Genomic DNA, 12,761 nt, shown 5'->3' with positions numbered 1-12,761 from the left:
GGTGCGCTGCTGCGGGGTCTGCGCCGGTTACGACGCCCTGCCGACCGTGTCGGCCATGGTTGCGCCACGCGCTCCGAGCGGCTTGCGGAGGCCCTCGGTCGAATCGAGCATCGTCTGATGCTCGATCTCTGAATTCAGCTCTGCCCCGCACAGCACGATGATGGCGGACATCCACATCCACGTCATCAGACCGATGGCCGCCCCCAGCGAGCCGTAGGTCGCGTTGTAATCGCCGAAGTTCGCCAGATACCAGGAGAGCAGCACCGAACCGGCCAGCCACAGCACGGCCGCTGCAACGGCGCCGACGCTGAGCCACTGCCAGCGCGGCCTAGTTCGGCTCGGGCCATAGCGGTAAAGCACCGCAAGCGCGGTGAGGAGCAGGAGCACCAGGATCGGCCACCGTCCGAGCCGAATGACGAGTTCGGCCGTCGTGCCCAGTCCAACCTGCCGCAGCAGCAGCGGGACGACGACCACCGCTCCGACCATCAGCATGATGGAAATCAGCCCGGCGATCGTGAACGCGAGGGACATCAGGTTGAGTTTGACGAAGCCGCGGTTTTCCTTCTCGTCATAGACAACGTTGAGCGCATCGAAGATCGCCTTCATGCCGGCATTGGCGCTCCAGATCGCGATCAGCAGGCCGCCGGCAAAGGTCAGGCCAAGCGTCGAGGTCCCCTTCGCGAGCACGCGGGCGATCTGGTCCTGGACGATGGCAAACGAGCCTTCCGGCAGCATCAGCGCCAGGCTCTGCAGGTTCGATGAGATCGTGGAGGGATCGGCGAACAGGCCGTAGCTCGAGACCAGCGCCGTGATGGCCGGGAAGATCGCCAGCAAGCCGTAGAACACGACGCCGGCCGCGGTGGCCAGCAGGCGGTCCTCGCCGATCTGCTGATAGGTGCGCAGCAGAATGTCCTTCCAGCCGGCAGCCGGAATCTCAAGTGGCGTGTCGGCAAGCCGTCCGCGATCCAGGGTTTCCGCCAGCGTGGGTTCGACGCCCTGCTCCCGATCGGACGGCCGCTCCGATCGGGACAGTTGGCGAGAGATCGCCAAGGTCGCCAGAGCTGCTGCGCCGGCGAGCATCAGGTCGTTCGTCCAATTGCGCGGCGCCATCGCTAGTCCTGGATCGCGTCGCGCTGACGCCGGGCGCGCGATGCAGCAAGCCAGCCGACAAGCATGATTGCAGCCCCGGCGGCCAGTGCCCGGGTGGTGGGATCTACGCTCCCCCCTGCTCCCGTCCGATTGGAAGCGATCAGCCGCGCCACGACGGGCACCGCGATCGCGCGCTTGAGCATGTCGGCCTGTCGGCCCGGGCGCGGCACGGCCGGCGCAGGACGCGCGAGCAGCACGCGGCCCATGACCAGCCCCAGGATCCCGAGGAGGACAAAGGCGCCGCCGATCGCGGCATATGCGATCCAGATGCCGTAATGCACTTCAAGGGCGTGGAAAGCCGCGCCAACCCCGATCCCGATCGCGATCAGAAGCGAGACCGCACCCGCCAGCATGAAGCTGCATGCAAATGCGTAGCCAGTCACCAAGCGCGTCATCCATTGTCGCAAGTCCGCGAGGTAGGAGCGGAAGATCAGGCTCAGCGAAGACGGCCGGGTATTGACGCGCATGACCAGGTCCATTGCAAGTCGGCATCCGACAACCCGGCGGGAAGATCGACGTTCCTCCCCCCGGCAACGCGCGACAGCTCGCGCCACGCGAGACAGCGCGGACCGAGCGCTAACTGACCGGAGGGAGATTTGCGCGTGGTGGCATGGAGCTCGGGAATGGCTTGGCAACCATGAGCGCCCCGCGTTCGTCGGTTTCGAGCGCGATTTTCTGGGCAAGCATCACGTCGCCCGCCACCAGCGAGCCGACGGGCCGGAAGCACCAGCCCAGCACGATGCGATCGCCGCCGTCCATCTCGTAGACGTTGGTCGAGGTGCCGTAGCAAATCCGGTATCGCTTGCCGGACTCCGAGCCGATGACGTCGAAGCGATTATACTTTTCGAATTGCGCCCGCTGCTCGGGTGACAGCCAAACGGACAGCAGCGCAAGTCCGCGCGCCTCAATTCGCTCATACGCTTTCCAGCGATCCCAGATCGCGGCCAGCGTCGCACGCAGCGTGCTGGCGGCTCCTTGGAGCGCGGACCGCAGGGGCATCTCGCGCAGACGGGCGAGCATGGCGTCAACCGCCGACCAGCCTCGGATAGAACAGGGTTTCCTCGGCGGTCGGGTCAAGCGCGCGGACCAACCTCACCTCTCCGGTCGCCTGCCGAATTGCTGCAGTGTAGCCGTCCGACGTGAGCTGGGCGAAGCGGGCATTCGCCCAGGCCAGCTGCTCGCTGTTGTCGGGATCGAATTGCTGCCTCGTGTCGCCGGAGTGATCCATCACCAAGATCGTTGCCATCATCGTCTCCCTTGAAGGACATACACAACTGCATCAGACAATCGGCACGGCCGTCGTCGGCCTGCCGCCCATCCACTCCGGCAGCGCGGCCCCGTCGCGGTGACGGCCGCCCGCGCCGGCCGCGGCCCACGCGGCGACCGCACCGAACAGCAGCGCCGCCGCAACCGAGAATGCCAAAATCACCGCGCTGCGCCGCGACCGCTGGATGGCGGTCCTGGCATCGCCCATCACGCTGTCGACGCGTTTCTCCGCCTCCGCAGCAGGCAGACCGGTCGCGGCCGCGACCTGCTGGATCAGGTAGCTGCGATCGTCGGCGCTGACGCCGCTGCGGCCGGAGCTCGTCAGCAGGATGCGGCCCGCCTCCGCCCGCTCATAGCCGATATCGATATTGGCCGGACGCCGCGGCGACCGGTACAGACGGTCGAGCTCGGCGCTCAGCAACGGCTCCGCGGCCGTCGCAGATGGCCGGTTCTGGACCACCGGACGCCCGCTCGACAGGCCAACCAGCCCGACGATCGTAGCACCGAGGATGATGGCGAGCGCCCAGGCGGTCAGTCCGTGAAGCCCGTCGCAGCTGTCGATCTCGTCGGATGGCGTTGCGCCGATCACGCGCTGGGCCCGGCCGGCGATGTAGCCGCCGACGCCGAAGCTCACCAGTGCCTGCAGGATCAGATACAGCCCCGACAGCAACGCGAGCGCGGCTGATGCGTCGCGCCACGACGGCGAGCTTGAACTCACGCCCAATCCGACCGCCGCGCCGAAGCCGATCAAAATCACCGACAGCGCCGCCGCGGCCAACGCGCCGGCGATGACCGGGCTCCATTGCAGCCGAAGCCCGGTCCTGTTGGCGGCGGACACGGCAAGCCCTCGCTCGTTATCCATGGCGCGCCTACCGCAATCCGAAGAACGACAATATCGCCAAAATGACCACGATCAGTCCGACCAGATAAATCAACTGGTTCATGAAAACCTCCTCCGTCCTTCTCGTCCTGACAATCGGGTGGAGAAGCCAAGGTTCCTACGCGGACGAACCGGCGCGATGCGATAAGCCAACAAAAAAGGGCCCCGCCGAAGCGAGGCCCTCATTGGTCATCGCGATCTGCTTATCGCGACGTGCGACCAGCACCGTTAGTCGTCGTCCCAGTCATGACCACGGATCACGAAGCCGCGGTCGCGGTAGTAGTCGCGATGATGGTTGTACCAGCCGTGGTGCCAGCCCCGGTCATGCCGGTATACGTCGACGCGCGGGCCACCATAATATCGATCGCCGTAGTAGCCGTGGTCGCGGCCGACATAGATGCCCACACCCTGCGCGCTCGCAACGGTCGGTGCCGCTGTCGAGAGTGCCGCAACTGCGGCAAGAGCGTAAGTAAGCTTCGTCATGGCATCCTCCTTTCCAGTACGCCGTGATAACGACCGGCGTCCGCGCATGTTGCAGGAACAGGATCGGAACTTTCCTGAACGTTCCTTCACCATCATGGCGGCTGGACGTGACCGGCGGGCGAGATCGAGGAGCCGTCGATGCGCTCTACTCGATCGCTGTGGCCGCACTTCCACCTGTTCGACAGCTGACGCCGGTCGGTGCGTCAGCTCCGACGTCGGAACCTTGCCGCGTCTCAGCCGTGCCGCTTGGTGTGCAGATAGTCGGCCGAAAACAGCGCCGTGTCCTTGAGCTGCTTCAGGTCGTTGATCGTCAGTATGCGGTCGCGCAGCACGATCAGGCCGGAGCCGCGCAGCTCCTGCAGCGTCCTGTTGACATGGACCACCGACAGGCCGGTGGCATCGGCGAGATCCATCTGCGTGATCGGAAACAGGCAGGAATCGCCGTCGATCATTCCAACCGGCAGCAGGCGCTCATAGAGTTCGCACAACAGATGCGCGACCCGCTCCAGCGCCACGCGCCGCCCGATATTGACCGTCCATTCCCGCTGGATCGCGCTGCTCACCATGGTTTCGCACCAGAGCGCTTCCTCCAGCGAACGGTCGCTCGCCAGCAGCTGCTCGAACACCGGACGCTTGATGTCGGCGTAGGTAACCGGGGTCAGTGCGCCGATCGAATGATCCATCACCGACAGCAGATAAACGCAGGCGTCGCAGCTGTCGCCCGGCAGGACAAAATTGACGATCTGGCGACGACCGTCGGCCAGCGTCTTGTAGCGGCAGAGCCAGCCCGACAGGATGATCCTGACGCTGTCGACCGGATCGCCCTCGGTGGCGAGGTCTTCGCCCGGGCGGGCGCGGTGCAGCCCGTCCTGGATCGCCTGTTGCAGCAACGCGATTCCCCGTTCGGACAATTGCCGCATGGCGTTGAGCCGCCGGATCACCGGCTGCGCCAAATTCCCCTCGAGCACCGGGGGATGCATCTAGCTCCCCATGCTCGGCGTATGGATCGCTTGCGGGCTCATCGGTATGGCGATCGTGCAGTGAAGTCCCGACGGATTGAACTCAAGCGTGCCCTTGCCCTTGAACTCGAACGCCAGCGTCCGCTCCAGGAGATCGGATCCAAATCCCCTGCGGCGCGGCGGCGTCACCTCAGGCCCGCTGCGTTCGCGCCAGTTGAACACCAGTTGCCGTGGCTCGGCCGCATCATCGATGCGCCATGTAACGTCGATGCGCCCGGCGCGTTGGCTCAGCGCGCCATATTTCAAGGCGTTGGTTGCGAGTTCGTGGATTGCCAGTGCGAAGGTCTCCGCGGCCTTGGGTTGCAGGCGGATCCCGGGACCGGAGACTCTCAGTTGCTCGCCCTCCCGCGCGTTGTAAGCCAGCAATTCCTCGACCACGAGATATTCCAGATCGACGCCGCCTTCCGGATCGCGGGTCACCAGCGACTGGGTCCGCGCGAAGGCGTTGAGCCGGCCGTCGAGATGCGATGCATAGTCCTCGACGTTCGCGCTGGTCTCGGCCGAGCGGCGCGCGATCGAGCGGACCACGCCGAGCGTGTTGCGGACGCGATGCTGCAGCTCGGCGAGCAGCAGCCGCTGCCGCTCCTCAGCCCGGGTGATCGCGGTGACGTCGATGAAGCTGATCACGACGCCGGCGATGAAATTGTCGATGCTGCGGTACGGCAGGATGCGCACGATATAGCGCGTGCCGCTGTCGGGCGCGGTCAGCTCGCGCTCGGCGCTGGCCAGCGTCCGCTGCACGCGGCGGACATCATCATAGAGCTCCTCGATCGGGATGCGCGCCTTGATATGCGCGATCGGGCGGCCGACATCGGTCTCGACCAGATGCAGCAAATGCGTGATCGCCGGCGTGAAGTTCATCACCTTGAGATCGTTGTCGAGGAACACGGTTGCGATCCGGGTGCTCTCGAGGAAATTCTTCAGGTCGCTGGTGGCCTGGGTGAGTTCCTGCACGCGGTGCGCCAGCTCGCCATTGACGGTGGTCAGCTCCCCATTGACCGACTGCAATTCCTCGCGCGAGGTCTCCAGCTCCTCGTTGAGCGACTGGTATTCTTCGTTGGAGGACTTCAGCTTCTCATTGGTGTTTTCGAGTTCCTCGATGGTGGCCTGTAGCCGCTCGCGGGTGGCGAGCAGCTCGCTTTCCAGCCGCTCGACATGCTCGGTCCCGATCAGAATGCTGGGATTGCTCTCGGCCTGCTCCACGGGACGGATCGGGCCATCCTTGAACAGCACGACGAAATTGCGATGGCCGGCAGGGCCGTCCTGGATCGGCTCGACGGTGATGTCGACCAGCACGCGATGCCCGTTGACGCCGAGCCGCACCTGCTCGGCATGCGCCGGTTCATTGGTTTCAGCGGCACGGCTGAGCACGGTGCGCAATTCAAGCCTGAGGTCGCGATGCACGAGTTGCAGCAAATCGAGCGTCGCCGTCCCTGCGGTCGGCTCGACGTAGCGGCCGGTGCGGCCGGAGAAATGCAGGATGTGATAGTGGCCGTCGGTAATGACGTAGGCGGGCGCGTAGCGCTCGGCAATGCGCTGGGCGCGGCGCTCGAGGCCGACATCCGGGCCAACGGAACGTATCGGCGGGATGTCGATCGCGACCCGTCCGGCCGCCGTCGTGATGGGGAATTCCGGCGGCAGCCGCGTCCCGGTCTCGAGCCGGCGGAGGTGGCGGGAATAGACATCGATACGCTCCGGGATGTCCTCTGGCGGCAGCACAAAATCGGCGATCGCCGCGGCCGAACTGCCTTCGTCGTGGGGGTTGGACTGGCCGTCGCCAATGCGTTCGGCGATCGCGAGGCCGCCATGATCCTTCAAGGTCCCGACCCCCAGCGTGCCATCGCCGCCCGTGCCGGCCAGCACCACGCCGATCGATTGCTCGGCGCGGTCCTCCGCCAGCGAGACCAGGAAACTGTCGATGGTCGCCCGGTCGCCGCGCGCCTGCTCGGCGCGCCGGACGGCGAAACGGCCGCTCTGGATCGTGGTGATCATGTCAGAGGGGCAAAGATGGATCACGCCGCCCTCGACGACCTGACCGTCCGTGATCTCGGACACCCGCGCGCCTTCCGATCGTTGCAGCGCGTCGCGCAGCCGGGCATACTCGATGACATCGTGGTCCTGCAGCACGAGCACGACGGCTTGATCCGGATTGAGCCGCAGCCGGGAAAAGAACCGCTCGATGCTATCGAGAGCGCCGGCGGATGCCCCCACGCCTACGATCAGCGGCGCCTTACTCTCGCGCTCTCCATCTCCGCCCTGGGGCTGGCCGACGTCATCCATGGTCGCAGCGGCTCTCAATTCTCCGACGGGCATTCTCGCCCGTGCCCGTTGATACCAGAGTTTGATCCTATCCCGATGGGATAAGTAGGAAATCTCCTACCTGCAGGGAAGCGCGATGTGGCCGCCGCTTGTCCTCCAGAGCGCGACGGATCATGTTTGCTTGGCGGCGGCCGACCCGACGATAGACCTTTCCAGTGAGTTCGCGCCGCTACCCCGGCCGAACCGCCGATGGCGATGATGTCTCGATGGGACATGGAACCTGCCCTTTCCAACATTGTTTGCAACAAGGCGAGCATTCGTCCTACGTTCCAATTTTGCGATGACGACATGCCGGGCGCGGCCGGAGTTGATATGTTTGATTTTTCTGCACGTTTGACCGAGGGCCCATTGCTGACAGGACGCCGCGTCCTGATCGTCGAAGACGAGTATTTCCTTGCCGACGACATGCGCAGCGCGCTGCGCGCGCTCGGTGCCGATATCGCCGGTCCGGCCGCTGACATCGCCGATGCGCTTCGCATCCTGCACGACGGCGGCGTGATCGATGGTGCGGTGCTCGATGTGAACATCCGCCAGCAGATGATCTATCCGGTCGCGCGCGAGCTCCAGGCGCGCGGCGTGCCGATCGTGTTCACCTCGGGATACGACAAGATCGTACTCGGCACCGAATTCGCGGACGTCCCGTTGTGGGAGAAGCCGTTCGACCATCGCACCATGGCCCAGGGGCTCGCGGGCATGATCCTGCGCGCGATCCCATGAACCAGGCTTGACCGCCTGTCTCAACGACGCTGCCGGACACGAATAATCCGCTCGAGCATTTGCAAATGTTAGTGCGGAGGTTTGCAGCGACCGCCACGATACTCCAGTCGCGATATCGGACGGGGTGCGTGATGACCGACATCGAAAGACGTATCGAGCAACTTGAGCAGACGGCCGCAGAACGCGCGCTGGTCGCCGACCTCTCAACCGTCACGGAAACCCGCATCCGTAACGCCCAATTGGCGGACGAGTTACGCCTCGTGGTCGCGCAGCTCAGGACGTTGAGATCGGCTGACGTTCATATTGCCTGATTTGTCTCGGCTCACGATCTCCGGCGAACCGGCGGCGTGACCCATCCACCCGGCGCATCTTCCTCAGGAAGGACAACGATGCTGCACCATTCAACAGATCGGATCGCGGAATGCCTGCAACTGGCCGACGAAGCCGACCATCGGGCCTCGACAGCCAGCGTCGAAACGACGCGCAAGGATTATGAGTTGCTGGCGCGATCCTGGCGACGGTTGGCGCTGAGTTACGAATTGTCCGCGCATCTCGAGCGCTTCATCCAAGCCCGCTCGTCGACGTTACCGACCCATCAGCATACTGCACATGCCCGGATCCCACCAGCGAAACCTTACTTGCAGTTGTCGCGGTGAGCTTTGATCTCCGTGCGCGCGCTCGCCGAATTATGCACCGATTGCCGCAGCTCGGCGAGTTGCTCGTCTCGTTGATCCGTAAGCGATTTCCTTTGTTCGCGCAAAGTTTGACTTTCTTCTATGGCGAGCTCAGCGCGGGCGAACAGCGGATCAATCATCAAGCTACATTACCCGGGGGTCGTGTCATCTGCCCTATCATAGGATAAGTTAGGATCGGGTTGGCGTAATAGACGGCACGACAGTCGTATCCGTTCATAAGAACCGGCGAGCTGTTTTTGCAAGAGTTCGTTGCCAGCTTGAATTCGTCGCTTCATGGCCTCGAACCTGGCGAGCTGAAACCAGTAGTCGTCCCACATGCTTTGCCTCCGCCAAGAGCACTGAGCGGAGAACCCAACGCCGATCAAGATCATGGGTTCCCGTAGCGGATTTCCTCTTGGGGGAACGGCTCTTGCGTCTTGCGGCCGACGAACGTGTCGGCCGACGGATTCTCGCGCAATATTCTGAGCGAACGCTGGATCACCTCGTGCGTCTGAGCAACGAGTTCTTCGCGCCAAGCTTGGTAAGCGTTGGGCACATCAGCCATGGCCGCGCTCCCTCGCTGTGCAGGCGGGAGCGCGCTCGGTCTCTCAGCCACCGACGCCTACGGGCAGAGCCTCGGCCGGTGATAAGAAGACAATAAACCTCGGCCAGGAAAGTTGCCAACAAAAGTGCCGCGCCGGGAACCTCAGCGCAATACATCCGGTGTCGTCCCTGCGAAAGTGTTCGCAGGGACGACGTGTAGAAAGAGCAGCGAGCTCTCACGGGGGGCCGTCTACCCCATCAACCACCGCTGCGCATCCCGGCGCGCGCATCGATCTGCGTTCAGCTCGCCGGCTATCCGGCGAAGCTCATCTGCTTGCACAGCATCCCAAGAGCTTCCGCACACCCGCGCGGCTTGGTCACCACGGGGAGATGCGCATACTTCTCGGGCAGCGTGCTGGCGTCGTAGCCGGTGTACAGGGTGACCGGTGTACCCATCGCAATCAGGGTATCGATCAACTTGTAGGACGAAGTTCCATTGACGTTGATGTCGATCAGCGCGCCAGAGGCTACGGAAGCGTGCGGGCGGGCTTCGTCGATCGAAGCGAACGGCCCGACGACGTGATAGCCGGCCTGTCGTGCCAGCGTGGCGCAGTCATCGGCAATGAAATACTCGTCTTCCACGATCAAGATCGTACGCATAGCAGTACCTCTGCCAGTTGCGCGGATGATCGAGGTGTTAACGTTGTTCCGCCGGTTGGGTTTCCCGACGCGGCGTTCAGGACAGCGGCCATGACCTATTTCAGCGAGCGGGGAATTTCGACGCCAAGGTGGGACTGGTCCCGTTTTCCAGGCACACGCCGTCAGCTACCGGCCACCAACAACCCAAGGTACAGCCAGAGTACAATTGTCACGGTAATCGTTGCGGCGAAAAAGTAGCGGTCGATGAGATTCATCAACTGCACCCTTCGGCTGACTATGGCGGATATCGAATCGCGGTCGAACATCAGTCACTTGCCGCTTGTCATCTCTCTGCCTGGTTCCGGCATTTACATATGAGAGATCAATGATCTCGCTCGGAGATGCCTCGTTTGCCGATGCCGAAGACCAAACCAGTCGCCGTCACCGCCAGGCTGCAGGGGGTGCGCCGCTCCAGGCGGCAAACGAAGGAACGAGGGGCGGCGCCTGCGGTTGGAGCCAGCGAACGCGATGCATCAGCCAAGAACCGCCGCCGATATCGCTGCCTGGCGTCCCGCCCGGCCTCGCCAAGGGTCGAGCACGATCATTGCCGGCGGGATCAACCTGACGTTGTTGTGATAGTTTTGGGGAGGAGTTGGCTCCATGAAAGCAACGATTGAACAAAGAACGACCGCCGGCAATCTCGACCTGCTCGACCGCTACTGGCGCGCCGCCAATTACCTTTCGGTCGGCCAGATCTACCTTCTCGACAATCCGCTGCTCGGCGAGCCGCTGCGCAAGGAACACATCAAGCCCCGCCTGCTCGGCCATTGGGGTACCACGCCGGGCTTGAATTTCGTCTATGCCCATCTCAACCGGGTCATCCGCGCGCTCGATCTCAACGTCATCTACATTTGCGGTCCCGGACATGGCGGTCCGGGCATGGTGGCGAACACATATCTCGAAGGCACCTACAGCGAGATCTATCCCGATGTCGGCCGAGACACCGACGGTCTGCGCAAGCTGTTCCGGCAGTTTTCCTTCCCCGGCGGTATTCCAAGCCACGCGGCACCGGAAACGCCCGGCTCCATTCATGAGGGTGGCGAACTCGGCTATTCGCTGGTCCACGCCTATGGCGCGGCGTTCGACAATCCGGATCTGATCGTGGCCTGCGTCGTCGGCGATGGCGAGGCGGAAACCGGTCCGCTGGCTGCATCGTGGCACTCGAACAAGTTCTTAAATCCCGCGCGTGACGGCGCGGTGCTGCCGATCCTGCACCTCAACGGCTACAAGATCGCCAATCCGACGGTGCTCGGGCGGATGGGCGACGAGGAAATCCGCAACCTCTTTCGCGGCTACGGACATGAGCCGCTTTTCGTCGAGGGCGACGATCCGATGCCGATGCATCGCGCCATGGCCGCTGCCCTGGATGAGGCGCTTGCAGCCATTCACAAGATCCAAACCGAGGCGCGCGGCAGCAAGCGGTCGGGGCGGCCGCGCTGGCCGATGATCGTGCTGCGCAGTCCAAAGGGCTGGACCGGTCCGAAGGAGGTCGACGGGCTCAAAGTCGAGGGCTTTTGGCGCGCGCACCAGGTGCCGATCGCGCAAGTCCGCGACAACCCCGCGCATCTCAGGCTGCTTGAAGACTGGATGCGCAGCTACCATCCCGAGGAGCTGTTCGACAAGGATGGTGCGCTGATCCCGGAGCTCCAAGCCCTCGCCCCGACCGCAAACCGTCGGATGGGCGCCAATCCACATGCCAATGGCGGCCTTCTGAAACGTGAGCTCCGGCTGCCGGACTACCGCGCATTTGCCGTCGACGTAAAGCAGCCGGGTCAGACGGTCGCCGCAGCGACGCACGAGCTTGGAAAATACCTGCGCGATGTCCTCAAGCTGAATGCCGATGCCGGCAATTTCCGCATCATGGGGCCTGACGAAACCGCCTCGAACCGGCTGGATGCCGTGTTCGAAGCCACGGACCGGGTCTGGATGGAGCCGACCGAGCCGTATGATGTCCATCTCGCTCAAGACGGCCGTGTCATGGAAGTCCTCAGCGAGCACCTCTGCCAGGGCTGGCTGGAGGGCTATCTATTGACCGGACGCCACGGCTTCTTCTCCTGCTATGAAGCGTTCATCCACATCGTGGATTCGATGTTCAACCAGCACGCAAAATGGCTGAAGGTCTCGCGTCAATTGCCGTGGCGGCGTTCGATCGCCTCGCTCAATTATCTGCTGACATCGCATGTCTGGCGCCAGGATCACAACGGCTTCAGCCACCAGGATCCCGGCTTTGTCGATCTGGTCACCAACAAGAAAGCCGACATCGTCCGGGTCTATTTCCCGCCCGACGCCAACACGCTGCTATGGGTCGCCGATCACTGCCTGCGGACCTACGATCGGATCAATGTCATTGTCGCGGGCAAACAACCGTCCGCGCAGTGGCTTTCGATGCAGGACGCCGCCACTCATTGCGATGCCGGCATTGGCATCTGGACGTGGGCCGGAACCGAGGATCCCACCAGCGAGCCCGATGTCGTGATGGCCTGCGCCGGTGACGTGCCAACGCTGGAGACGCTCGCCGCCGTTGATCTTCTGCACAAGGCCCTCCCCGACCTCAAGATCCGCGTGGTCAACGTCGTCGACCTGATGACGCTGCAGCCGAGGCAACAGCACCCTCATGGCCTCAGCGATCGCGACTTCGACAGCCTGTTCACGCGCGATCGCCCCGTCATCTTCGCCTACCACGGCTACCCTTATCTGATCCACCGGCTCACCTATGGCCGGGCCAATCACGACAACATGCACGTGCGCGGCTTTGTCGAGGAAGGCACGACGACCACACCTTTCGACATGGTCGTTCTCAATGGACTAGACCGCTACCATCTCGCGATCGAGGCGATCGAGCGCGTGCCGGGGCTCGCCACCAAGGCCGCACAGATCAAGCAAGGATACCGGGATGCCTTGATCGCGCATGCGCGATATGTGCGCGAGCATGGCGAGGACATGCCGGAGGTTCGAGACTGGGTCTGGCCGAACGGCTCGGACGGCAGAGCACCTGCCAAATCCGGCGGTTGA

General features: G+C 63.6%; 16 protein-coding genes. 4 read left to right on the top strand and 12 right to left on the bottom strand.

Going from position 1 to position 12,761, the window contains the following annotated elements; all coding sequences use genetic code 11:
• Positions 1–27: 27 nt before the first annotated feature.
• The 8 genes from JEY66_RS23560 to JEY66_RS23525 form a co-directional block, all read right to left on the bottom strand.
• Positions 28–1,110, bottom strand: a complete 1,083-nt coding sequence (locus JEY66_RS23560) for a YihY/virulence factor BrkB family protein (protein ID WP_016845946.1) — start codon at positions 1,108–1,110, stop codon at positions 28–30.
• 2 nt (positions 1,111–1,112) lie between these two features.
• Complete coding sequence (locus JEY66_RS23555) at positions 1,113–1,628, bottom strand: hypothetical protein (protein ID WP_016845947.1); 516 nt, start codon at positions 1,626–1,628, stop codon at positions 1,113–1,115.
• 97 nt (positions 1,629–1,725) lie between these two features.
• Positions 1,726–2,169, bottom strand: a complete 444-nt coding sequence (locus JEY66_RS23550) for a hypothetical protein (RefSeq protein ID WP_018271687.1) — start codon at positions 2,167–2,169, stop codon at positions 1,726–1,728.
• 4 nt (positions 2,170–2,173) lie between these two features.
• Positions 2,174–2,395, bottom strand: a complete 222-nt coding sequence (locus tag JEY66_RS23545; RefSeq protein ID WP_026192781.1) for a hypothetical protein — start codon at positions 2,393–2,395, stop codon at positions 2,174–2,176.
• Between the two features lie 33 nt (positions 2,396–2,428).
• Positions 2,429–3,277 carry a hypothetical protein gene (locus JEY66_RS23540; protein WP_018271689.1) on the bottom strand — a complete coding sequence of 283 codons (849 nt, stop codon included), beginning with the start codon at positions 3,275–3,277 and terminating at the stop codon, positions 2,429–2,431.
• Positions 3,278–3,523: 246 nt separating this feature from the next.
• Positions 3,524–3,778 (bottom strand): hypothetical protein, encoded by a 255-nt coding sequence (locus JEY66_RS23535; RefSeq protein ID WP_075968695.1) that lies wholly within the window; start codon positions 3,776–3,778, stop codon positions 3,524–3,526.
• Between the two features lie 233 nt (positions 3,779–4,011).
• A complete protein-coding gene (locus JEY66_RS23530; protein ID WP_016840746.1) occupies positions 4,012–4,758 on the bottom strand; it encodes a Crp/Fnr family transcriptional regulator in 747 nt (248 codons plus the stop codon).
• The gene (locus tag JEY66_RS23525) at positions 4,759–7,077 is read right to left on the bottom strand and encodes a chemotaxis protein CheB (RefSeq protein WP_018271690.1); all 2,319 of its coding nucleotides are present in this window, start codon (positions 7,075–7,077) and stop codon (positions 4,759–4,761) included. It lies immediately after the preceding gene.
• 387 nt (positions 7,078–7,464) lie between these two features.
• Here JEY66_RS23525 and JEY66_RS23520 point away from each other — a divergent pair, with 387 nt between their 5' ends.
• The 3 genes from JEY66_RS23520 (at position 7,465) to JEY66_RS23510 (ending at position 8,489) form a co-directional block, all read left to right on the top strand.
• A complete protein-coding gene (locus JEY66_RS23520; RefSeq protein WP_018271691.1) occupies positions 7,465–7,833 on the top strand; it encodes a response regulator in 369 nt (122 codons plus the stop codon).
• A gap of 131 nt (positions 7,834–7,964) precedes the next feature.
• Positions 7,965–8,144: a hypothetical protein gene (locus tag JEY66_RS23515; protein ID WP_240537272.1), complete on the top strand. Its 180-nt coding sequence runs from the start codon at positions 7,965–7,967 to the stop codon at positions 8,142–8,144.
• A 78-nt stretch (positions 8,145–8,222) separates the two neighbouring features.
• The gene (locus JEY66_RS23510; RefSeq protein ID WP_129965016.1) at positions 8,223–8,489 is read left to right on the top strand and encodes a hypothetical protein; all 267 of its coding nucleotides are present in this window, start codon (positions 8,223–8,225) and stop codon (positions 8,487–8,489) included.
• Here the strand turns inward: JEY66_RS23510 and JEY66_RS23505 are convergent.
• The 4 genes from JEY66_RS23505 to JEY66_RS23490 form a co-directional block, all read right to left on the bottom strand.
• Positions 8,468–8,647, bottom strand: coding sequence for a hypothetical protein (locus tag JEY66_RS23505; protein ID WP_016840737.1), 180 nt, complete (start codon positions 8,645–8,647; stop codon positions 8,468–8,470). The two genes, JEY66_RS23510 and JEY66_RS23505, sit on opposite strands and share 22 nt — an antisense overlap.
• Before the next feature lie 248 nt (positions 8,648–8,895).
• The gene (locus JEY66_RS23500) at positions 8,896–9,072 is read right to left on the bottom strand and encodes a hypothetical protein (RefSeq protein ID WP_016840733.1); all 177 of its coding nucleotides are present in this window, start codon (positions 9,070–9,072) and stop codon (positions 8,896–8,898) included.
• Between the two features lie 290 nt (positions 9,073–9,362).
• Positions 9,363–9,710 (bottom strand): response regulator, encoded by a 348-nt coding sequence (locus JEY66_RS23495; protein ID WP_016840732.1) that lies wholly within the window; start codon positions 9,708–9,710, stop codon positions 9,363–9,365.
• Between the two features lie 161 nt (positions 9,711–9,871).
• Positions 9,872–10,015 (bottom strand): hypothetical protein, encoded by a 144-nt coding sequence (locus tag JEY66_RS23490; RefSeq protein ID WP_016840730.1) that lies wholly within the window; start codon positions 10,013–10,015, stop codon positions 9,872–9,874.
• Positions 10,016–10,349: 334 nt separating this feature from the next.
• Here JEY66_RS23490 and JEY66_RS23485 point away from each other — a divergent pair, with 334 nt between their 5' ends.
• Positions 10,350–12,761, top strand: coding sequence for a phosphoketolase family protein (locus tag JEY66_RS23485; protein ID WP_018271693.1), 2,412 nt, complete (start codon positions 10,350–10,352; stop codon positions 12,759–12,761).

The sequence above is a fragment of the Bradyrhizobium elkanii USDA 76 genome (assembly GCF_023278185.1).
GTDB lineage: Bacteria > Pseudomonadota > Alphaproteobacteria > Rhizobiales > Xanthobacteraceae > Bradyrhizobium > Bradyrhizobium elkanii.
Note: the sequence above shows the minus strand (reverse complement) of the source record. Positions and strands in the feature narration are given on the sequence as shown.